This is a genomic window from Streptomyces sp. NPDC037271 (genome assembly GCF_055603605.1).
Window position 1 is genome coordinate 1 of the sequence record NZ_JBVJVN010000021.1, and the last position, 20,872, is coordinate 20,872.

Annotated in this window: 15 protein-coding genes and 1 pseudogene; 5 read left to right on the forward strand and 11 right to left on the reverse strand. The window is 72.4% G+C overall.

What is annotated here, in order from left to right; all coding sequences use genetic code 11:
* Positions 1-467 precede the first annotated feature (467 nt).
* Both ACZ7G3_RS27455 and ACZ7G3_RS27460 read left to right on the forward strand, forming a co-directional pair.
* Entirely contained in the window at positions 468-689 is a 222-nt protein-coding gene (locus ACZ7G3_RS27455) for a hypothetical protein (RefSeq protein ID WP_426597564.1), read from the forward strand.
* Positions 690-1,066: 377 nt separating this feature from the next.
* Entirely contained in the window at positions 1,067-2,488 is a 1,422-nt protein-coding gene (locus ACZ7G3_RS27460; protein ID WP_470928639.1) for a Gfo/Idh/MocA family protein, read from the forward strand.
* A gap of 94 nt (positions 2,489-2,582) precedes the next feature.
* Here ACZ7G3_RS27460 and ACZ7G3_RS27465 read toward each other — a convergent pair whose 3' ends face one another.
* Together ACZ7G3_RS27465 and ACZ7G3_RS27470 are read right to left on the reverse strand one after the other, a co-directional pair.
* A complete protein-coding gene (locus ACZ7G3_RS27465) occupies positions 2,583-3,668 on the reverse strand; it encodes a GNAT family N-acetyltransferase (RefSeq protein WP_470928640.1) in 1,086 nt (361 codons plus the stop codon).
* A 716-nt stretch (positions 3,669-4,384) separates the two neighbouring features.
* A complete protein-coding gene (locus tag ACZ7G3_RS27470; RefSeq protein WP_470928641.1) occupies positions 4,385-5,149 on the reverse strand; it encodes a L,D-transpeptidase family protein in 765 nt (254 codons plus the stop codon).
* A gap of 529 nt (positions 5,150-5,678) precedes the next feature.
* On the opposite strand from ACZ7G3_RS27470, the gene ACZ7G3_RS27475 reads away from it, so the two are divergent.
* The gene (locus tag ACZ7G3_RS27475) at positions 5,679-5,882 is read left to right on the forward strand and encodes a cold-shock protein (RefSeq protein ID WP_019330262.1); all 204 of its coding nucleotides are present in this window, start codon (positions 5,679-5,681) and stop codon (positions 5,880-5,882) included.
* Positions 5,883-5,992: 110 nt separating this feature from the next.
* Here the strand turns inward: ACZ7G3_RS27475 and ACZ7G3_RS27480 are convergent.
* Together ACZ7G3_RS27480 and ACZ7G3_RS27485 are read right to left on the reverse strand one after the other, a co-directional pair.
* Positions 5,993-6,814, reverse strand: a pseudogene (locus tag ACZ7G3_RS27480) (alpha/beta fold hydrolase); the annotation flags it as partial.
* Positions 6,815-7,022: 208 nt separating this feature from the next.
* The gene (locus ACZ7G3_RS27485; protein ID WP_470928642.1) at positions 7,023-7,838 is read right to left on the reverse strand and encodes an SAM-dependent methyltransferase; all 816 of its coding nucleotides are present in this window, start codon (positions 7,836-7,838) and stop codon (positions 7,023-7,025) included.
* Positions 7,839-8,101: 263 nt separating this feature from the next.
* On the opposite strand from ACZ7G3_RS27485, the gene ACZ7G3_RS27490 reads away from it, so the two are divergent.
* Positions 8,102-8,719, forward strand: coding sequence for a DinB family protein (locus tag ACZ7G3_RS27490; RefSeq protein WP_426597559.1), 618 nt, complete (start codon positions 8,102-8,104; stop codon positions 8,717-8,719).
* 79 nt (positions 8,720-8,798) lie between these two features.
* Here ACZ7G3_RS27490 and ACZ7G3_RS27495 read toward each other — a convergent pair whose 3' ends face one another.
* The 3 genes from ACZ7G3_RS27495 to ACZ7G3_RS27505 form a co-directional block, all read right to left on the reverse strand.
* Entirely contained in the window at positions 8,799-9,710 is a 912-nt protein-coding gene (locus ACZ7G3_RS27495) for an SMP-30/gluconolactonase/LRE family protein (RefSeq protein ID WP_470928643.1), read from the reverse strand.
* Positions 9,711-10,239: 529 nt separating this feature from the next.
* Positions 10,240-11,499, reverse strand: a complete 1,260-nt coding sequence (locus ACZ7G3_RS27500) for a hypothetical protein (RefSeq protein WP_470928644.1) — start codon at positions 11,497-11,499, stop codon at positions 10,240-10,242.
* A 95-nt stretch (positions 11,500-11,594) separates the two neighbouring features.
* The gene (locus tag ACZ7G3_RS27505; RefSeq protein ID WP_470928645.1) at positions 11,595-12,848 is read right to left on the reverse strand and encodes a TolB family protein; all 1,254 of its coding nucleotides are present in this window, start codon (positions 12,846-12,848) and stop codon (positions 11,595-11,597) included.
* 308 nt (positions 12,849-13,156) lie between these two features.
* Here ACZ7G3_RS27505 and ACZ7G3_RS27510 point away from each other — a divergent pair, with 308 nt between their 5' ends.
* On the forward strand, positions 13,157-13,747 hold the full coding sequence (locus tag ACZ7G3_RS27510) for a VOC family protein (protein ID WP_470928716.1): 591 nt from the start codon (positions 13,157-13,159) through the stop codon (positions 13,745-13,747).
* An 18-nt stretch (positions 13,748-13,765) separates the two neighbouring features.
* Here ACZ7G3_RS27510 and narI read toward each other — a convergent pair whose 3' ends face one another.
* From narI to ACZ7G3_RS27530, 4 genes are read right to left on the reverse strand one after another with little or no spacing between them, the layout of a single operon-like run.
* On the reverse strand, positions 13,766-14,545 hold the full coding sequence (gene narI / locus ACZ7G3_RS27515; protein WP_470928646.1) for a respiratory nitrate reductase subunit gamma: 780 nt from the start codon (positions 14,543-14,545) through the stop codon (positions 13,766-13,768).
* Entirely contained in the window at positions 14,542-15,372 is an 831-nt protein-coding gene (gene narJ / locus ACZ7G3_RS27520) for a nitrate reductase molybdenum cofactor assembly chaperone (RefSeq protein WP_470928647.1), read from the reverse strand. Before narJ ends, narI begins: the two co-directional genes overlap by 4 nt.
* Positions 15,369-16,892 carry a nitrate reductase subunit beta gene (gene narH, locus ACZ7G3_RS27525; RefSeq protein ID WP_470928648.1) on the reverse strand — a complete coding sequence of 508 codons (1,524 nt, stop codon included), beginning with the start codon at positions 16,890-16,892 and terminating at the stop codon, positions 15,369-15,371. Before narH ends, narJ begins: the two co-directional genes overlap by 4 nt.
* A gap of 1 nt (position 16,893) precedes the next feature.
* The gene (locus tag ACZ7G3_RS27530) at positions 16,894-20,601 is read right to left on the reverse strand and encodes a nitrate reductase subunit alpha (RefSeq protein WP_470928649.1); all 3,708 of its coding nucleotides are present in this window, start codon (positions 20,599-20,601) and stop codon (positions 16,894-16,896) included.
* Between the last annotated feature and the right edge of the window lie 271 nt (positions 20,602-20,872).

The window sequence follows — 20,872 nt, forward strand, 5'->3', positions numbered from 1 at the left end:
GACTGGGGGGGAGGCCCCCCCCCCTCTCCTGTCCCCCCCCCCCCCCCCCCCCCCCCCCCCCCCCCCCCCCCCCACCGGTCTGCGCCGCCCCGCCGGCCACCGGCCTCGCCCGGCACAGGACCATGGGCCGATCGTGACCACCGCGCCGGTACGCGGGCCGTTCCGCGGCCCGGACCACACGCCGGGCGCGCGGACACCCGGCCCACGCCCGACTCCAGGGTGCTCGCCTCACCGTGACGAGGACGGGCGGAACTGATCGGCGACTGTTCTTCCTCGAATCAAGGCGACTGCTTTTCCTCGAACAACTCGAACAACTCGAACAACGCGAACAACCAGCCATGACGCGTCGGTTGCCGGATGTCCGGGAACGATGGAAGCGAGCCGGGCGGGAGCCGTGATCACCGGGCTGCCGCGGGGCTGGTAGCGTCGCGTGGTCGCGGCGGGCGGCGCGAGAGAGGTGTCGGTGCGTGGATGAGCGGCAGGACCGTGAGTGGGTGGCGATGACACCGGGCGATTTCGACCGGGACGCCCCGCTGGTCCTCAACGTGGGCACCGGGCCCACCACCGTCCCGGCCGAGCCGGACGAGTACGGCACGGCACCGCTGTTCGGGGAGACGGCACCCGCACCGAGCACCCCCCGCCGGAACCGGCGGGGACGGCCCTCACCCGCGCAGGAGCGGCTGTTCTGACCGTCCCCGCCAGGGGGCGGGACACGTGGGCACCTCGTCCACGCAGCCCGTACCGGCAGCGCGGTACCCGGCGGCCTTCGCGGCGGTCCGACGTGGCGTGCGCACCTGGTCCTTGACGTGCCGGCGCGGTCGACCCGTCGGCCGACCCCCTCACGCTCTCGGCACGCGGAGTGGTGCAGGACGGAACGGAACGCCCCCTTCGATGCGTGGAAGTGCTCGGAACGGCTTTGTATCGAGCACGTATTGACATGTAACGGCCGAGCCCGCAGAGTCATGCCCCGAACGTGTTCGACAGCTCGACCGCGCTCCACCGTGCTCGAAAACGCCCGACAGTGCCCCGACCGTGATGCCGACCACCCACGAGGAGTGTTGCCGTCATGTCCGAAACGCCCGCTGTCTCACGCCGACTGCTCCTGGGCGGCGCCGTCGCCACCGGAGCGCTCGCGGCCGGGATGACCGCCTCGGCCCCGTCCGCCTCGGCGGCCGAGCAGACGCCCCGCCGCAGGCCCGGCCAGAGGTCGATGATCGGCGTCCCGTTCGACGCCCACCGAACCGTCCGCGTCGGCGTCATCGGCCTCGGCAACCGGGGCAGCGGCATGATCACCGGCTGGGCGGCCGTCCCCGGCTGCACCGTGACCGCCGTCTGCGACATCCGCGCCGACCGGGCGAAACGCGCCGCCGACCGCCTGGAGGGCAAGGGCAGACCACGCCCCGCGGAGTACGGAGGCTCGGCCGACTCCTACGCCCGGATGCTCGCGCGGGACGACATCGACCTGGTGTACGTGGCCACGCCGTGGGAGTTCCACTACGAGCACGGCAGGGCGGCGCTGCTCAGCGGCAGGCACGCCGTGGTGGAACTCCCTATCGCGACGGAGCTGCGTCAGCTGTGGGACCTGGTCGAGACCTCGGAGCGCACCCGCAGGCACCTGCTCCTGTCCGAGAACTGCAACTACGGCCGCAACGAGCTGGCCATGCTCAGGGCGGCGCACGACGGCCTGTTCGGGGACCTCACCAACGGCCACGGCGGCTACCTCCACGACCTGCGCGAACTCCTCTTCTCCGACACCTACTACACCGACTCCTGGCGGCGCCTGTGGCACACCCGCAGCACCGCCTCCTTCTACCCCATGCACGGTCTGGCGCCGATCGCGGCGGCCATGGACGTCAACCGCGGCGACCGCATGACCACGCTGCGCGCCACCGCCACGGCCCCCAAGGGGCTGGCCGACTACCGGGCACGCTTCGTACCGCGGGACCACCCCAGCTGGAAAGAGACCTACATCAACGGTGACCTGGTCACCTGCGTGATCGAAACGGCGAAGGGCAGGACGATCCGGGCGGAGCACGACGTGAGTTCGCCCCGGCCGTACAGCCGGATCAACACCCTCGCCGGCAGCCGCGGCATCGTCGAGGACTACGCGGGACCCTCCCCGACCGGGGCCCGGATCTACGTCGAACCGGACCACGGCGGCCACACCTGGCGCGACTTCGAGAGCTACCGCAAGGAGTACGACCACTGGCTGTGGCAGAAGGTCGGCGACGACGCCGCGAACAACGGCGGCCACGGCGGGATGGACTACATCCTGCAGTGGCGCACCGTCCAGCTGATGCGGGCGGGACTGGTGCCGGACATCGACGTCTACGACTCGGCCGCCTGGTGCGCGCCCGTTCCCCTGAGCGTCACCTCGCTGGCCAGGGGCGGCCGACCGGTCGAGATCCCCGACTTCACCAGGGGTGCCTGGCGTGCGCGCAGGCCCGGCCTCGACTCGACGCCCACCGACATGCCGCCCGTCGGCTGAGCACCGGTGTACGGCACAGGTCCGCCACGGCACACGGTGCGCAACCGTGGGCCGTGGCGGGAGCGCCGCGACGCCGTGTCCGCCCTGCGTGGTGTCAGCGCTCGCGCAGGCGTCCCAGTTCCTCCAGCGTCCGGGCGGCGGCGCGGGCCAGGCCCGGCCGGTCGCGTACGAACCGGCGGGCGGCTCGCACCGGCTCCCGTCCCAACCGGTAGAGGGCGCCGCCGGGGCCCGGGCGTACCACGGCGCCCGCGTTGACCCGCAGGTCACGCGTCTTGAACGACTCCTTGTAGCGCGCCGGCCCGCTGCCCAGGTCGACCAGCTCGATCCCGTCGGCGGCAGCCGCGTCCAGCATCCGCAACAGCAGCAGAAGCCCGGGGGAGTACCTGCCGTACGCGCGGTCGTACGCCGGGAACCACCAGGACAGGACGGTGGGCGAGCGCAGCCCGAAGTGGGCGGCCACCGGCCGGCCGGCGGCGTAGAGCACGGACAGCACTCCCCGGCACTCGGGATCGTCGCTCCGGGCGAGCAGTTCCACCAGCCGGGTGATCCACGCCTGCGCGAACCGGTCCCGCCGGCCCGTCCGCCGGTACTGGGCGGATTTCCAGCGCATCAGTGTCCGCAGCGCCCCGGGATCCGGGTCGTCGTACACGAAGCGCACCTCGCCGACCTGGCGGGCGAGTTTCCGCTCCTTGGCGAGGGTCTGTTTGAGGAAGCCCGGCGAGTTCCGGCGCAGGTTCTGCGCATACCGCTCGTATCCGTCACCGAGGTCGACGACCGGGGAAGCGAGTTCCTCGGTCGCGTGGGGCAGGAACAGGCCCTGGCCGGCCTCGAGGCTGTCGAACTCCCAGGACGACAGGGCGCAGGCCCGCAGCAGGGCGTGGGCGTCCGGGCGGACGCCCTCGCGCAGCGCCATGCCCTGACTGTCCGACACCCCGAGCCCGATGGCCCGCCCGCGCCCCGCGAGGCCCCGTTCGTGCGGGAAGTATCCGACCGGTGATCCGTCCTCCCGCAGCACCGCGACTCTGGCCCCCGGCCTGACCAGCCCGACGGCCGCGGTGAACGCCGGGTCCATGAAGGGATTCGCCGGCGTCGCGGACGCGGCCCTGATCTCCCGCCACATCTTCCGGTCGTCCGCGCCGAGTTCTCCCGGCCGGACCACGTCTATGTGCTTCTCGGACATTCGCCTGCCTCCTGCGTCGTCGGAACTCCGGACACACGAAGGCCTGCTGGAGACCGCGTTTCGGCGGGCAGTACTCGGGCCGCGCGGCGCAGGCCTCGTCGGGTACTGCCGTGGCTCAGCAGCGCAACGCCTGCGGTTCGGCCCCGTTTCGGGCGGCCCCGGGTACTCCCCGGCCGCCTGCCGGCCCCGGCGGGCGAGAGTCCGTGCCGTCCTGCCGCGCCGAGCGTGTCCACGCCCCGGCGCGGGCGGCCACGTCGTCGGCCCCGACCGATCCCGTGCCCCTCGGCGACCGGGCGGCGACCTGGCGCGGTGACGGATCCTCTTCGCGCGGGCACGGTTCGACGGCCGTTTCGAACGCCACCGTCATCGACGCCGATACCGCCGCCGGGTCACGGTCCGGCACCGGCTCCGAAGGCCCCGGTGGCCGAGGGGCGATGAGATACAGCAGTGCCCATGTCAGTACGAACACCGCCGCTGCCCATCGAAGCCGCACTGTCGGACTCCTGACCTGCGTTCCGGCCGGGGGCTGACATTCGGGCCAACACCGGACCAGTCCTCCGAATACGCCCAGTTGCGTCTCCAGTAGGCCGAGCGCGACCCGCCCAGTCAAGCCCGCGTGACAGGAACCGGTACGCCCGGTCCGGACCGGCGGACGCAGTGGTCCGGTGTCGTCTCGCACCGGGCGTCCAGGGGCGGGTGGACGCCCGGGGGGCGTGCTACTGCGCCAGGAACGACTCCGGTCCCATGACGACGACCGGCTCCTTGTCCGGGTCCAGGGCGGTGAGCAACGCGCGCATGTGTTCCTCGCTCAGGGACACGCAGGCGTTGGTCGGTCCGTCGTGGTCCACGTGGATCCAGACACCGCCGCCCTTGTCCTCACCCAGCGGGCGGGTCTTGTCCAGCGGGGTGGTGCCGGGCACCCGGTTGTAGTCGATGGCGATCACGTAGTCGAAGGATCCCTCCAGCGGTTCGCCGAGATGCCCGGTGCCCGACACGGCGAACTCCGGGTCCTGGTCGTAGGGGAGCCGGGTCCCCGGGTCGGGCAGCCGGCCCCCGGCGTCACTGAGGCGGAAGACGCCGGTCGGCGTGTGCAGGTCGCCCGCCTCGTGGTCGTCGGTCCAGCCGCGCACGCCGTTGTGGGCGGGCCAGGGGCCGGCGACCGCACGCCAGCCCTGTGCGGGGTACTGCTCGTACAGCACCGCCCGTGCCTCGGACGAGTTCTCCGTCGCGCCCGAGACCACCAGGGCCTGCCGGGAGGCGTCGGGGACCCGGGCCCGCATCGCCGGTCCCAGCCCGGGAAGGGGGCGGGGAAAGGAGCGTGGGGGAGCGGGGTGGGGGGTCGCCGGTCGTGACGCGGGCCGGCCGGACGTCTGTGAGTCCTGGGGGGAGGCGCCCGGCTGCTGCCGGTCGCAGCCGGTTCCCAGCACGGCGGCGCACATGACAGCGCCGATCACCGGGGCCAGCGCTTTCCTGACGGTCATATCGATCTCCGACTCCGTGTGTGGACTACTCATTGCTAGACCACTCGCACAACCGGGTGGTGCGGCCGCCTCGCCGTCTCCCCCGTATGGCCCAGGCGGACGTACGTCCGGTACCGGCGGGACGCCGTGGAGCCCGCGCGGGACGCTCCCCGTCACCTCGTGCGGCGAGGCCGGGTCCGGCTGATGCCCGGGGTGTGACGACGCTCCGGTGACGGGTCCGCGCCGCGAAGATCGTCGAAGTGCCGGGAGTACCGGGGGCCACGGCGGCGGCCGAGCACCTGCCGGAGGGCCTCGCAGGACTCCGACTCGCACGCCGTCACGGGCTTTGGACCGCAACATCGTTGCCGCTCACACCGCTTACTCACTGGTGAGGCTCGGACATGCCGTGTAGCGTCAGCAGCAGATGTCGTGGTTCGCCCAGACCGCCCGCGCCGGAGTGCGGGCGGTTTGCTGTGCAATACCGGAGGACCAGGACGACCACCTCCGGGTTCGCACGGTGCGGATCCGATATCGGCTGAAAGGCAAAGGCATGGCCAGCGGAACCGTCAAGTGGTTCAACTCTGAAAAGGGCTTCGGCTTCATCGCGCAGGACGGCGGCGGCCCCGACGTCTTCGCGCACTACTCCAACATCAACGCCACCGGCTACCGCGAGCTGCAGGAAGGCCAGGCCGTCACCTTCGACATCACCCAGGGCCAGAAGGGCCCGCAGGCGGAGAACATCACCCCCGCCTGACCGGGAGACCACCGGACAGGGCGCGGTGCCCGGGCGCCGATCGGTTCCCGGGCACCGCGCCGGTGTCCTGTGCGTGCCCCGCGCGTCGCGGCCCTTCCTCGGGGAAGGCGCCGCAGGAAGGCGAGCAGGGCGGCCGTGAGTTCGGAGGGCGGGTCCTCCTGGACGAGATGGCCCGCGTGAGCGATCGGCTCCCACTGGGCGCCGGGGACGGCGGCGGCGAGTTCGCGTCCCTTCGCCGCGGGAATCCACGCATCGTCCTCGCCCCAGCGGATCAGTGGCGGGACACCGATGCCGGAGTACCGGTCCTGGAGCTCGTCGGTGTGACGCTGGTCGGCCTGGGCGAACTGCCGGTAGAAGGCCGGCTGCCCCGACTCGCCGAGCCAGGGTTCGACGAGCCGGTCCAGCACCGCGGGATGCGGCCCCGGGCTGCTGGCGGAACCCACGTACTCGCGGACCAGAGCCCGATGGAGCGCCGGCGGCAGTCCCTCGAAGACCTCCTCGTGTAAGCGGACCAGCCGGAAGAACGGCGATCCCCATGGCGCCAGTGCGACGGGATCCACCAGGGCGAGGGCCCGGTAGCCGGCGCCGTGCAGGAGACGGGCCCGCAGAGCGACGGCGCCGCCGAAGTCGTGGGCGACCACGAGAGGATCCTCCAGGCCCCAGTGGTCCAGCAACTCGGTGAAGGCCCGGCCCTGGGCGGCCAGGGACACATCATGGCCCGCGGACTTCTCCGATGTCCCGTAGCCGGGCATGTCCCAGACGACCACCTGATGGTCACATGCCGGCGAACGGGCCACCGCACGCCAGACGTACGAGGAGAACGGCGTGCCGTGCAGCAGGACCAGCGGTGGCCGGTCCACTCCGCCCAGCCGGTCCCGGCGGACGGCCCCGGAACACCGGGGGAACGTCTCGGGCAACGGCCACTCGGACATGGAAACCGCTCCCTGCCGGACTCCGGTGACGGGCGTTCCGGTGACGGCGGCTCACCCGCCCGGGCCTGTCGGCATCGACCACGGAGCGGATCCCCCGGATCCGCTGTGGTACCCCGCGGACGCCGCGCCTGTGGCGGTGAGCCCTCTGTCGTTCAGTGGTGAGCCCTGTGCCGTTCCGGTCGCGGCGATGGCGTCCGCGGTCAGCGCGTCACGGCTTGCGGGCCAGGCCGCCGTGTTCGCCGATGAGCTCCGGAGCGGCGGAACCGGCCTCCGGACGCCAGCGGGTGACCGGGACGACACCGGGGTCCACGAGCTCCAGGCCGTCGAAGAACGCCGTGATCTGATCGACGGTGCGCAGGACGTACGGAGCGGCACCGCTCTCGTTGTAGGCGTCCTGGGCCCGGTCGAATTCCGGATCGATGCCCCGCGAGCCGTCGTTGACGGAGAGGTAGCTGCCGGACGGCAGTGCGCCCATCAGATGGGTGACGAGGGAACGCGCCCGGTCGTAGTCCGCCACGTGGCCCAGGATGTTGCTGAGGACCAGGGCGACGGGCCGGTCGAAGTCCAGCGTCTTCGCTGCGGCCGTCAGGACACTGTCGGGGTCGAGTACGTCGGAGTCGATGTAGGCGGTCGCCCCCTCGGGAGTCGAGTAGAGCAGCGCGCGGGCGTGGGCGAGGACCATCGGATCGTTGTCGACGTAGACGATCCGGGTTTCGGGGGCGATGCGCTGGGCGACCTCATGGGTGTTGTCGGCGGTCGGCAGACCCGTCCCGATGTCGAGGAACTGCCGGACACCCGCCTCGGCGACCAGGTACGTGATGGTGCGGCGCAGGAAGGCACGGCTGCTGCGGGCGATGGTGACGATGCCGGGGAAGACGGCGGTGTACGCGTCGCCGGCCGCCTCGTCGACGGGGTAGTTGTCCTTCCCGCCCAGCCAGTAGTTCCAGATCCGGGCGGAATGCGGCACCGAGGTGTCGATCTTGTGGTGCGCTGCGGGGCCGGATGTCGTCGCGGGGTCGCTCATGGGTACGTCCGTCTTTCAGCCGAGGCATGGGTGCTTCACCACAACCTACGTCGCAACGGCCTTTTCCTGTACACCGGTTCACTTTTCCGTGGCCGCCCCGGTCATTCCTGCGCACTTCCGGTCACCTGTCGCGACTCCTCCGGGTGCGGCGACGGAGGCCCGGCGGAAAAGAGGCGCGGAACGCCGGCGTTTGTGCCAGGCTGACCGGTCGGCAAGGCCGTCGTCCCTCCGGGGGCTCGTCTCGTTCGTGGCAGGAGTGTCCGATGGCACCGTCTCGTCTGGCTCCGTTGCTGGAAGAGTTCGCATGGGCGTGCGAGCGCCTCACCGGCCGTATCACCGGGCCGGTCATGGACAGCGGGGACGGGGCGGAGACCGGGGTGAGTCCCCTGACGGACGAGGAGTACTTCTGGGAGCCGGTGCCGGACTGCTGGTCGGTCCGGCGGCGGGCGCACCGGCCGGGGCCGCGCGCGACCCTTCTGACCGGCGCCGGCGACTGGGGCAGGGACGCCGCGCCGTACCCGCATCCCTCACCGCCGCCCTTCACGACCCTCGCGTGGCGGCTGACCCACCTCAGCGAGATGCTCTTCCTGCGGGCGGACCACACGGCCGGCACCCACACCCTCACCCGTGACGACTACGTCGTCAGCGGCGGCGCGGCGGAAGCCGTCGCGGCCTTCGGCACGGGCGCCTCCGCCTGGCGGGAAGCGCTGCTGGAGACCGACGACGCCGCGCTGGACACCGTCGGCCGGTGCACGTACCCCCATGGCAGCGACGCCCAGAGCCCGTTCATCGACATCGTCTGGTGGGTCAACCAGGAAGTACTGCACCACGGGGCCGAGATCGCCCTGCTGCGCGACCTGTACCGCGCACGGCAGCGGTGACGCGGCCGCCGTCGTGGGCGGTACGTCACCGGCCGCGGTCGTCGGCCAAGGCGGCGCAGGCGGCCGGACGACAGTGGGCCTAAAGACGCGGCGCGCCCGTCACCGACATCACCAGTGAGTACAGGGAGGTGGTCGCCGTGATGAACAGGCGGTTGTTCTTCGGGCCCCCGAAAGCGATGTTGGAGACGGGCTCGGGCACGCGCAGCCGGCCGATGAGGGTGCCGTCGGGGTCGTAGCAGTGGACACCGTCGTCCAGCGCGGCGGCCCACAGGCGGCCCTCGTCGTCGAAGCGGATGTTGTCGAAGTGCACGTCCCCCCAGCCCTCGGCGAAGACCTTCCCGGCGGACAGCGTGCCGTCCTCGCGGATGTCGAAGGCGTGGATCCGGGCGGCCCGGGAGTCGGAAACGTACAGCCGCTTCTCGTCGGGGGACAGGACGACGCCGTTGGGTCCGTCGAAGCCGTCGGCGGCGAGCCGGACGTCCCCCGAGGCCGGGTCGATCCGGTACACGTTGCACGCGCCGATCTCGGACTGGGCGCGATGCCCCTCGTAGTCGCTGAGGATGCCGAAGTCCGGGTCGGAGAACCAGATGGTGCCGTCGGAACGTACGACGGAGTCGTTCGGACTGTTGAGCCGCTTGCCGTCGTAGCGGTCGGCGAGGACGGTCACGGTCCCGTCGGGTTCGGTGCGGGTGACGCGGCGGTTGCCCTGTTCGCAGGTGACCAGGCGGCCCTGCCGGTCGAGGGTGTTGCCGTTGCTGTTGCCGGCCGGGGTCCGGAAGACGCCGACCGCGCCGGTGGCCTCGTCCCAGCGCATGATGCGGTCATTGGGGATGTCGCTCCAGATCACCTGGCGCCAGGCGGGGAGGTAGAGCGGGCCCTCGGTCCAGCGGCAGCCGTCGTGCAGGACCTCCAGCCTGCTGTCACCGTTCACACAGCGTCCGGTGCGGAAGCGGTCGTCCAGGATCTCGTACGGGCCGACGACGGCGGACATGATGCCCTCCCAGCGAGAGTGATCAGAACGTGATGCAACGTAACATGTCTGTTACGGATCGCCTCCGAACGGCCGCTGGACGCCGGTTGGCGCGGCAGCAGCGGCCGGGACACCTCAGCGGGTATGCCGCGGGTCGAGGCCGTGACGGCGTTCGCCCAGGACCCGCGCGCAGACCTCGGCCTCACCCGCCGGACCGAAGACGCCCCCCGAAGGCCCCGCGCTGCCGCGGGCCACAGGGGCAGCGGCGACGTCTCCTTCCCGTGCACCGGCGTACGGCTCCTCGGAACTCCTCGGTTCGGTCATGGGTACACCCTGCGTCGTTCCTCGCCGAGCACGCCATGTCCGTTGCCGAACCCGCAAAGCCGTCCGCGCGTCCCCCCGGCGTGGCCGTGGGCCCGCCGGGGAGGCGGACCTACGATGCAGGCAACCTGGGGCGGAGCCCCGTCACCACGGGTAGCGTGCACCGCCCGGGCGGCCTCCACGTCCCGCGCGCCCTGCCGGGCGGCGGTGGCGGCCTGTGTCCGCCCGGTCAGCGCAGACGGCGTACATAGGCGTCCGCCTCGGGGCTGCGCGGTCCGGGGGCCAGGTTGTCCGCCGCCGAGGAGAAGGCCACCGTCCGAGCCCGGGCGTCGAGCGGCCGGTCCCCGGTGTCCACCTTGGCCGGCGCACCGTCGGCGTCCGTGATCGCCACCTTGGTGCGGCCGTTGCGCAGGTCGCGCAGGTACCAGGTGCCCGGATCCGACGCGGTCGTGAACGCCCGGAAGAGCAGGTGCCGGCCGTCGCGGCTGAGCGCCCCGTCGGCGGTCGAGAGGGTGGGGTCGGGTGCCTCGACGATGCGCAGGGCGTCGGTGCGCAGGTCGCGGACGTACACGTTGGAACCGGCACCGTTGGTGTCCTCGGGGCCGAGGTCGGTGGCCGTCGAGGTGAAGGACGCGTAGCGGCCGTCGCCGCTGACACCGGCCTGGGTCGCCCTGCCGTTGCCGCGCGTCCCTTCGGGCGTCGTGTGCAGCGACCGGCGGGTGCCGGTCAGCGGGTCCGCCACCATGACGTCGGAAGCCGGGTTGTCGTACGGCCAGTAGCTGCCGCATGTGTACACCAGGACGCCGCCGTCGTCGCTCAGCAGCGGGGTGTGGTCCCGGTGCAGGCGGAGCGGCTCCTTCGTCAGCTCCCCGGTGCGCATGTCCCGTACGGCCACCCCCGCGCCCGGCCGGGGAACCATCTCGCTCACGGCGAACGCGACGTACCGGCCGTCGGCACTGACGGACGCGTGCAGGGCCCAGCGCAGGGAACCCCCCAGGTCGTTGCCGACGTACCTCACCTCCCCGCTGCGCAGGTCCCGCCAGTAGACCGACGGCATGTCGTGGACCTCGCCCGGTATGAGGTCCGTCGAGGCGGAGACGAAGACCGCGTACCTGCCGCTCGCACTGATCGCCCCCGCGGTCGCGCCGCGCGCGGACTGGCCTCCGGCGGCGTCGGTGCTGACACGCTGCGTGCGGTTGGTTCTCAGATCCCGTACGAAGACGTCCGGTGCGCCGTTGGTGTCGCCGGGGACCAGGTTGGACGCCGACGACGTGAAGAGCGCGTAGCGGCCGTCGGCGCTGAGCGACGGTGCTTCCGACTCCCCGTCGGCGCCCTGGGTGAGGCGGAGGCTGTGCGGGGCCTTCGGCTTCTTCCCCGGCCGTTCGTGGTGCGCGTCGTGCGGTGCCGCCTGTGCTGCCGCGGGCGACAGCAGTACGGCGACACAGGCGGCCGCGGCGGCCACGGCCGCAGATCGCAGTCCGGTTCGCATGGATGCGGTTCCCCTTCGAATCGTGGACGGACGGGCCCGGACCGCCGTCCTGAGGCGGCCCGGACCAGAGCATCGGCGCGGTGACGCCGCGAGGATCAGCGCATCGTCCGGACGTACACGTCGCCGCCCGGGCTGGGAGTACCGGGCGCCAGGCCGCTGTCGGCGGACGAGAAGACGACGGTGCGGCCGTGGGCGTCGAGCGGCCGCTCACCCGTGGTCGCGGCCGCGGGCGTCCCGTCCGGGGTGTGACCGACCGCGGTGGTGCGCCCCGTGCGCAGGTCGGTCCGGTACAGGTGGGTCGTGCCCCAGGTGGTGCCGGACGGTGTGAAGCCGAAGACGACGTACCGGCCGTCGCGGCTCACGGACGGGGCGGTGCTCCAGCCCTGCGGGGAGGGCGCGTCGAGCCGCCGGATCGCCCCCGTGCGCAGGTCGGTGACGAACACGTCGTGGTTCGCGCCGTTGGGGTCCTGTCCGGGCACCAGGTCGGTCGCCCACGAGGAGAACGCGGCGACCCGTCCGTTGCCGCTGATCGCCGGGTACCCCGAACGCGCCGTGGTGGTGGAGCCGTCCACCGCCACGTCCAGCCGCCGGGACTCGCCGCTTCGCAGGTCCAGCAGGAAGACCCGGCTCGGCGGATGCTGGACGGGAGCGGGGACGCTCTCCCAGTAGACGAGCCGGCGGCCGTCGTCACTGAGGTGTGCTTCGCTCGCCCAGGGGGACTCCAGTACCGCCGACTCGCCGGTGCGGAGGTCCCGCACGGCGGTGCGGTGGCCCGGACGGCCGGTCCGGGCCTGCCGCGCGGTGAACGAGACGTGGCGTCCGTCCGCGCTGACGGAGGCACCCGTCAGCGTGCTGCTGTCCCCCGGGTAGAGGTCGTCGGGACCGCCGACCCAGTCGGTCGCCCCGGTCCTCAGATCGCGACGGAAGTACCCGTACTGTTCCTGGTCCTGTCCCTGGACGAGGCCGCGGGACCGGAAGACGACGTACCGGCCGGTGGCGCTGATCACCGGCGCACTGCCGCCGTACGCCGCCTGGGCACCGTCCGCGGTGAGGCTGACCCGCGTGGTGCGGCGGGTTCGCAGGTCGTACAGGAAGACGTCCGGAAGGGCGTTGGTGTCGTCCGGCACCAGGTTGTCCGCGGACGAGCCGAAGACGACGTACCGGCCGTTCGCGCTGACGGAGGCGTCCCCGGAGGGGCCGTTGGCTCCCTCGGTGACACGCTGAAGGGACGGGTCCCCGGCCACGTCCTGCCCGTTCGGTGACGCCAGAGCGCCCGTGGGTGCCAGGAGCGCCGTGGCGCACGCCGCGGCGGTGACCGCGAACAGCATGGATCTGAACTTTCCGCGCATGAATCCCCCCTGATTCATCCGTCCCGGCCCCCACCGGGCACGTGCCCGATCCAAGCCCAACTCCCGTCCCTGGACAATGCGTTGTTTGCCGTACAACCAGGGACGGAGATCGATCGTCCGTGCGCGCGACCGGTCGGTGCCGTACGGCGGGCGGGGAGGACGTCCCCACGCCCTCGCGCGACGCACCGCCCTTCCGGGACGGGCTCCGGCCTGCTCGGGACCTGGGCCGCAGGGGTCACCGCATCACGGGGAACCGTCGAGAGGACGCGTCAGAGGGCCACGGGGGGATCCGGGTCGGCGACACGGTGGTGCTGGCCTTCGACCGACGGCCCGACTGGCCGGCGATGCCCTCGCTGCTACGGATCCACGTCCCGGACGCGGACGAGGCCATGGCGTCCGCGGTCCAACACGGGGCAGAGGTGATCACCGAGGTCGCCGACAGCGCGTGGGGAGACCGCGGCGGCAGGATCCGGGACCCGTTCGGCAACATCTGGTGGGTGGTGAGCCGGGACGAGCAGGTCACCCCGGACCTGGCCTGGCAGCGCCTGGCGGAGCGGGAGTACACGGAGTCGATGCGCGTGGGCCCAGGAGACCCTGGACGCCGTGCTGAGCGGCCGGGAGAAGGGAGTGGCCGGCGCCCCGCTGCACCCGTCCCGCTGAGCACGGTCGCGACGGCCTCGCGATGCCGGCGGTCTCACCCCGAGGACGGTCTTGGCCGGGGGCCCGGGGCCGGTGGGCCCGGGGCGCGGAAGCGGGCCGGGGCGCGGGGTCGCGGAAAGGGGCCGGGTGCTGTCCGAAGCCACGAGCGCGGGTGTGACGAGCCGCTCGCTCCCGCCGTCGCGTCTCCCCGAGCGGCTGCCCGCCCTCTCCGACGCCGGATGCCGGGCCGGCCGGGCTGACCCGGCCGGCCCGGGCACTCACTCGGCGTGCCGGGACGCGCCTGAGGCACGGGGCCGCCGAACCGGTGCCGGCGTCGGGGCGGATCTCCGCCGCCGGTAGACCAGGTAGGGCCGGACCAGGTATCCGATCGGTGCGCTCCAGACGTGCACCAGCCGGGTGAAAGGCCAGGCGGCGAAGAGCAGACAGGCGCTCAGGGCGTGCAGCTGGAACAGCAGCGGGGCGTCGGCGATCGCCTCCGGCCGCGGGCGGAGCGCGAACAGGCCCCGGAACCAGACCGAGACGGAGCCGCGGTAGTCGTAACCGCCGCCGAAGACGTTGTGCGCGGCGGTGGCGGAGATGCCCAGCAGCACGGTCAGGGACAGCAGCGGGAACAGCACCTTGTCGCTGCGGTCGGTGCCCAGCCGGATCCGCCGGGCCAGCAGCCGCCGGGCACACAGCATGCCGAGCCCCGCGACCATGGCGACACCCGCCACCGAACCGGCCCACACAGCCGTCGTGTGGTAGACGTGCTCGTCGATGCCCACGGCCGCGGTCCAGGAGGCGGGTACGGCCAGCCCCACCACGTGCCCCGCGATCACCATGAACGCGCCCAGGTGGAACAGCGGGCCGCCCCAGCGCAGCAGGCGGTGCTCCAGCAGTTGACTGGTGCGTGACGTCCAGCCGAACTGGTCCTGCCGGTAGCGCCACACGTGGCCGACCACGAACACGGCGAGACAGATGTACGGGACGGCGACCCAGAGGAGGAGGCCGGTGCCGCCCGCGGACGAGGCGGCCGAGGAGGAGGTTGCGGCGTTCATGGACGGCCTTCCTGGTGCGGTCCGGCCGCGGCGGGCGGGAGCCGGGTCGGTGCGGCGGGCGTCGGCGGCACGAAGGTGGCGGGCGGAGCGAACTCGCCCTTGCCGTACGCCTCATGAGCTTCGTGAGCCCCGTGGCTGGCGGGAGCGCCGTAGGGATCGAGCCCCACCTCCTCGTCCGGAGGCCCCTGCGCCGCCAGTTCGGCGACGGCCGCCCGGTCCGCTGCGGAAGCCGGCGGCAGCAGGCTCAGCAGCGCCGACAGCAGGTGCCGGTACGGTGAGTCCGCCTCGGTGAGTGCGTGGTGGATCAGTGCCAGACCACGCCGGTGCCGGCGCAGGGGTGCCTCGCCCGCTCCGGGTCCGGCGAGCGCGGCGAACTCCAGGACGACCGGGAGGTGGTCGGGGAGTTCCCCGCCGTCGGCGTCCCAGCCGGCCGCCCGGAAGCGCCGGGCCAGGGTGAGCAGGGCCATGCCGCGACGCCGGGTGTCGCCGTGCAGGTAGTAGGTGAGGTAGAGGCTGCTCCTGCGGCGCAGGTCGAACACCTCGACGTAGTGGCGGGCCAGCGCCTCGGGCTCCTGGGCGCCGAACCAGCCCATGAAGGCGCCCAGTTCGGAAGCGGCGTGCGACGCGGGCAGGGCGGCGACGACGGACGTCAGCCGTGGCCGTTCCGCCGTCAGTTCGCCGTCCGGGTACTGGGTCAACAGCGAGAGCAGACGGAGCAGGAGAGCACGTCGCTCCGCCTCCTCGGGGGGCATCGGCGCGCGGCGCCGCACCGCCGCGCGGACGCGGGTGCGGACGATGGCGGGGACGGTGGCGGGCAGCGGGCTCATGCGCGTCCTTCCGACGACGTACGGCGCAGGGCGGGCATGCCGAGGGCGACCCTGCCGTCGGCCGGTCCGCCGGCGGACTCCACGGGGCAGCGGCTCTCCAGGGCGCTCAGCGCGGCCGCGTCCTCCTTGTGGGCGGCCGGCACGACGTAGCGGTCGTCGTACTTCGCCACGGCGAGCAGCCGGTGCAGGTCCTCGGCCTCGGAGGCGGTCAGCCGGACCGCACTCAGAGCCGCGCCGCCGCCCTCGTCGCCGAGTGTCACCGCACGCATGTACGAGCGCAGTGCCGTGAGCTTCATCAGCACCCCGCCCACCACGTCCGTGTCCCCGGCGGTGAACAGGCTCGCCAGGTATTCGAGAGGAATGCGCAGCCGGGTGACGGCCGCGAACACGTGGTCCGGGTCGTCCTGGTCGCCGCCGGCGACGGTGACGGCGTCGAGGACCGGGGAGAGCGGCGGTACGTACCAGACCATCGGAAGGGTGCGGTACTCCGGATGCAGCGGCAGCGCCACCTTGTAGCGCGCGACCAGGTCGTACACCGGCGAGCGCCGGGCCGCCTCCAGCCAGTCCTCGGGAACGCCGGACTTGCGCGCCGCCGCGATCACCTCCGGATCGCGCGGGTCGAGGAAGACACCGCGCTGGGCGTCCAGCAGGTCCTGCTCGTCCGGGGTCGCCGCCGCGTCCCCCACCCGGTCGGCGTCGTACAGCAGCAGTCCCAGGTAGCGCAGCCGGCCGACGCACGTCTCCGAGCAGACCGTGGGCTGTCCCGCCTCGACGCGCGGGAAGCAGAACGTGCACTTCTCCGCCTTGCCGGTGGCGTGGTTGACGTACACCTTCTTGTACGGGCACGCCGTCACGCACATCCGCCAGCCGCGGCAGCGGTCCTGGTCGACCAGGACGAGGCCGTCCTCGACCCGCTTGTACATCGCGCCGGACGGACAGGCCGACACGCAGGCCGGATTGAGGCAGTGCTCGCAGAGCCTGGGGAGGTGGAACAGGAAGGTCTGCTCGAACTCGAACCGGACCTTCTGCGCCCACGCGCCGCTCAGGTTGGGGTCGCCGCCCGCGTGCTCGGGCGCACCGCCCAGACCGTCCTCCCAGTTGGCACCCCACGTGACGGCGGCCGGCCTGCCGGTGAGGACCGACCGTGGGCGGGCGACCGGCAGGTCCGGTCCGGCGGGCGCGCTCACCAGGTTGTCGTAGTCGTAGGTCACCGGCTCGTAGTAGTCCTCGATGACCGGCAGGTCCGGGTTGGAGAACAACGACAGCAGCCGCCGGACCCGGCCACCGGAACGCAGTACCAGCCGGCCCCTGCGGTCCAGTGTCCAGCCGCCCTTCCACCGGTCCTGGTCCTCGTACCGGCGCGGGTAGCCGATGCCCGGTTTGGTCTCGACGTTGTTGAACCAGGCGTACTCGACGCCGGTGCGGTTGGTCCAGGTCTGCTTGCAGGTCACCGAACAGGTGTGACACCCGACGCACTTGTCGAGGTTCATCACCATGGCGATCTGGGCCATGACGCGCATGTCAGTACTCCACTTGCTGGCTTCGGCGGCGGATCACGGTGACCTCGTCACGCTGGTTGCCGGTGGGCCCGTAGTAGTTGAAGGCGTAGGTGAGCTGGGCGTGCCCGCCCGCCAGGTGCGTGGGCTTGACCAGCAGGCGCGTCAGTGCGTTGTGCACGCCCCCGCGTGCGCCGCTGACCTCGGTCTTCGGCACGTTCACCGTGCGGTCCTTGGCGTGGTACATGTACACCGTGCCCTCGGGCATCCGGTGGGTGACGACGGCCCGGGCGGCCACCACGCCGTTGCGGTTGTACGCCTCGATCCACTCGTTGTCCGTGACGCCGATCCTCCCGGCGTCCGCGGTGGACATCCAGATCACCGGTCCGCCGCGGGACAGCGCCAGCATGTACGCGTTGTCCTGGTACTCGGAGTGGACGGACCACTTGGAGTGCGGGGTCAGGTAGCGCACCGTGACCTCGGCGCGGCCGGGCTCGTGGAGGTGCTCGTCACCGTAGTGCCGTATGGCGTTCAACGGTGGCCGGTAGACGGGCAGTTGCTCGCCCAGCTCGGCCAGCCAGTCGTGCTCGACGAAGAAGTGCTGGCGGCCGGTGAGGGTGTGCCAGGGCTTCTTGTGCTCGACGTTGATGACGAACGGCGAGTAGCGTCGGCCACCGGTCTCCGAGCCCGACCACTCGTACGACGTCATCACGGCGCGCGGCTGGGTCCGGGTGTCGGCGAAGGTGATCCGCTCCGCCTCTCGTTCGGCGGCCAGCTCCACCAGGCCCCCGCTGCCGGTCCGCCGCTCCAGCTCCCGGAAGCCCTCGGTCGCCAGGCGTCCGTTGGTGGTGCCGGACAGTGCGAGGATCGCCTCGCACATGTGGGTGGCGGTGGCCAGCGAAGGGCGGCCGGCGCCGACCCCGTCGCGGACGGTGCCGCAGCGGTGCCGCAGGTCCTCGATCTCCCGGTCCGGGTGGACGGTCACGCCCTTGGTGGTCGTGCCGAGGGTGTCCAGGAGGGGGCCGACGGCGCGCATCTTCTGTGCGACGGCCGCGAAGTCCCGCTCGACGACGACCAGTTTCGGCATGGTCCGGCCCGGCACCGGCTCGCACTCGCCGGCCCTCCAGTCCCGTACCACACCGCCCGGCTGGGCGAGTTCGTCCGGCGTGTCGTGCTGCAACGGCACCGCCAGCACGTCGGTGCGGGTGCCCAGGTGCTCCGCCGCCAGCTCGCTGAACCGGTCGGCGATGCCCAGGAAGGTGTCGTAGTCGGTGCGCGACTGCCAGGGCGGGGCGATGGCCGGGGTGAAGGCGTGCACGAAGGGGTGCATGTCCGTACTGGACAGGTCGTCCTTCTCGTACCAGGTCGCCGCCGGCAGGACCACGTCGGCCAGCAGACCGGTGGAGGTCATCCGGAAGTCCATGGTGACCAGCAGATCGAGCTTGCCCTCCGGAGCCTCCTCGTGCCACACCACCTCCTCGGGGCGTCCCCCCGGCGGGGTCTCGTCCGAGCGGACGGCCGCGTCCGTGCCCAGGAGATGACGCAGGAAGTACTCGTTGCCCTTGCCGGAGGAGCCCAGCAGGTTCGCCCGCCACACGGTCAGCACCCGGGGGAAGTTGGCGGGATCGTCCGGGTCCTCCACGGCGAAGCGCAGCCGCCCGGACCTCAGCTCGTCCACGACGTGCTCGGCGACCGGGCGGCCCGCGGCGGCGGCCTCGTCGGCCAGGTCCAGCGGGTTGCGGCCGAAGCCGGGGTGGCCCGGCGTCCAGCCGAGCCGCACGGCCTGTGCCAGGCAGTCCGCGAACGCCTTGCCCCTGAACCGGCCCTCACCGAGCGGGGAGGCCAGCTCCTCGGGGCCGAAGGCCTCGTAACGCCACTGGTCGGTGTTGAGATACCAGTACGAGGTGCCCGCCATGTGACGGGTGGGCCGCTGCCAGTCGAACGCGAACGCCAGGTGCTGGAAGCCGGTCAGCGGGCGGACCTTCTCCTGGCCGACGTAGTGCGCCCAGCCACCGCCGTTGACACCCTGGCAACCGGTCATCGTGGTCAGCGCCAGGAAGGCCCGGTAGATGGTGTCCGAGTGGAACCAGTGGTTGGTGCCCGCGCCCATCGCGATCATCGAACGACCGCCGGTGCGCTCGGCGTTGCGGGCGAACTCGCGGGCGATACGGGCCGCCTGCCCGGCGGGCACGGAGGTGACGGTCTCCTGCCAGGCCGGGGTGTACGGCTGGCCCGCGTCCTCGTACGAGGCGGGCCAGCTGCCCGGCAGACCCGGCCTGTGCACCCCGTACTGCGCCAGCATGAGATCGAAGACCGTGGTGACGACGCGCCCGCCGATCCGTCGCACCGGGACCCCGCGCACCATGACCGAGCCGCCCTCGGTGGCGCCCTCGTCGAAGCGGGGCAGTGCCACCTCCACCGTGTCCTCGGCCGTGTCGAGCAGAGTCAACTCGGGTTCCACGTCCCCGAGGTCCAGGTTCCAGCGGCCCCGCCCGGACTCCGACCACCGGAAGCCGAGCGAGCCGCCGGGGACCACCGCCTCACCGGTGGCCCGGTCCAGCAGCACCGTCTTGAACCGCGCGTGCTCCTCGCCCTCCTCCTCGCCGCCCAGGTCGGCCGCGGTCAGGAAACCGCCCGGGACGAGCCCGTGCCCGCTCTCGCGCAGGGTCACCAGGAACGGTGCGTCCGTGTAGGTGCGCAGGTAGTCCCGGAAGTACGGCACCTCGCGGTCGACGAGGAACTCCCGCAGGATCACGTGCCCCATGGCCATCGCCAGCGCCCCGTCGGTGCCCGGGTGCGGTGACAGCCACTCGTCGGCGAACTTGACGTTGTCCGCGTAGTCGGGGGAGACCGCGACGACCTTGGTGCCGTTGTAGCGGGTCTCGGTGAGGAAGTGCGCGTCCGGTGTGCGGGTCACGGGGATGTTGGAGCCCCACATCACCAGATAGCCCGCGTTCCACCAGTCCGCCGCCTCCGGCACGTCCGTCTGGTCGCCGAAGACCTGCGGGGAGGCGACCGGAAGATCCGCGTACCAGTCGTAGAACGACAGCAGCGTGCCGCCGATCAACGACAGGAAGCGGGAGCCGGCCGCGAAGGACGCCATCGACATCGCCGGGATGGGCGAGAAACCCGCCACCCGGTCGGGACCGTAGACCTTGACGGTGTGCACGTGCGCGGCGGCCACCAGCTCGTTCACCTCGTCCCAGTCCGCGCGCACCAGACCGCCCTTGCCGCGGGCCCGCTTGTACGCCCGGGCCTTCGCCGGATCACCGGTGATCTCCGCCCAGGCCGCCACCGGATCGCCCAGACGGCGCCGTGCCTCGCGCCACATCGTCAGCAGCGCGCCCCGGACGTACGGGTGGCGGACCCGGCTGGGGGAGTAGGTGTACCAGGAGAACGACGCCCCGCGCGGGCATCCGCGAGGTTCGTACTCGGGACAGTCGGCGCCGATCGACGGGTAGTCCGTGGCCTGGTGCTCCCAGGTGATGATGCCGTCCTTGACGTACACCATCCACGAACAGGACCCGGTGCAGTTCACGCCGTGCGTGGAGCGCACCACCCTGTCGTGCGACCAGCGGTCGCGGTAGAAACCCTCCCACCGTCCGTCGCCCTCGCCGAACACGGCGCGGCCGTCGGCCGACACCTCCCGGCGCGTCAGCAGCCTGCGGGCGGCCAGTGGCCAGCTCTCCACGACGCCCGGCTGCCGGCGTCGCCCGTCGCGATCGTTCTCCATGGCTCGGAACGCTATGCCGCGGCGGGTCTCGCACACCGGGGTCCGGCGGCCCCCGGCAGGTGGGCGTTCGACCCCGTTCACACGGCTGGAACAGGGACCAACGGCCCTGCGAGCGGGGGCCGGCCGGCGCGGGCCCGGGCCGGCCCCGGGACGCAGGCCGACGGTGATCGACCGAGTGACGCCCATCGGCGCGACGCGTCCCACGGCTGCCGGCCGCCGCATCCCCCGTCCGCCGTCCGGCGGCGACCGGGGCGCGCCGGGCCGCACGCGT

What these genes read in the sequence shown, in the direction of transcription:
- narJ (WP_470928647.1), bottom strand. Translation starts at nt 15,372, where the DNA reads ATGAGCCCGCTGCCCGCCACCGTCCCCGCCATCGTCCGCACCCGCGTC.
- ACZ7G3_RS27505 (WP_470928645.1), bottom strand. Translation starts at nt 12,848, where the DNA reads ATGCGCGGAAAGTTCAGATCCATGCTGTTCGCGGTCACCGCCGCGGCG.
- ACZ7G3_RS27495 (WP_470928643.1), bottom strand. Translation starts at nt 9,710, where the DNA reads ATGTCCGCCGTCGTCGGCCCGTACGAGATCCTGGACGACCGCTTCCGC.
- ACZ7G3_RS27465 (WP_470928640.1), bottom strand. Translation starts at nt 3,668, where the DNA reads ATGTCCGAGAAGCACATAGACGTGGTCCGGCCGGGAGAACTCGGCGCG.
- ACZ7G3_RS27475 (WP_019330262.1), top strand. Translation starts at nt 5,679, where the DNA reads ATGGCCAGCGGAACCGTCAAGTGGTTCAACTCTGAAAAGGGCTTCGGC.
- ACZ7G3_RS27490 (WP_426597559.1), top strand. Translation starts at nt 8,102, where the DNA reads ATGGCACCGTCTCGTCTGGCTCCGTTGCTGGAAGAGTTCGCATGGGCG.
- narH (WP_470928648.1), bottom strand. Translation starts at nt 16,892, where the DNA reads ATGCGCGTCATGGCCCAGATCGCCATGGTGATGAACCTCGACAAGTGC.
- ACZ7G3_RS27530 (WP_470928649.1), bottom strand. Translation starts at nt 20,601, where the DNA reads ATGGAGAACGATCGCGACGGGCGACGCCGGCAGCCGGGCGTCGTGGAG.
- ACZ7G3_RS27485 (WP_470928642.1), bottom strand. Translation starts at nt 7,838, where the DNA reads ATGAGCGACCCCGCGACGACATCCGGCCCCGCAGCGCACCACAAGATC.
- narI (WP_470928646.1), bottom strand. Translation starts at nt 14,545, where the DNA reads ATGAACGCCGCAACCTCCTCCTCGGCCGCCTCGTCCGCGGGCGGCACC.
- ACZ7G3_RS27500 (WP_470928644.1), bottom strand. Translation starts at nt 11,499, where the DNA reads ATGCGAACCGGACTGCGATCTGCGGCCGTGGCCGCCGCGGCCGCCTGT.
- ACZ7G3_RS27470 (WP_470928641.1), bottom strand. Translation starts at nt 5,149, where the DNA reads ATGACCGTCAGGAAAGCGCTGGCCCCGGTGATCGGCGCTGTCATGTGC.
- ACZ7G3_RS27460 (WP_470928639.1), top strand. Translation starts at nt 1,067, where the DNA reads ATGTCCGAAACGCCCGCTGTCTCACGCCGACTGCTCCTGGGCGGCGCC.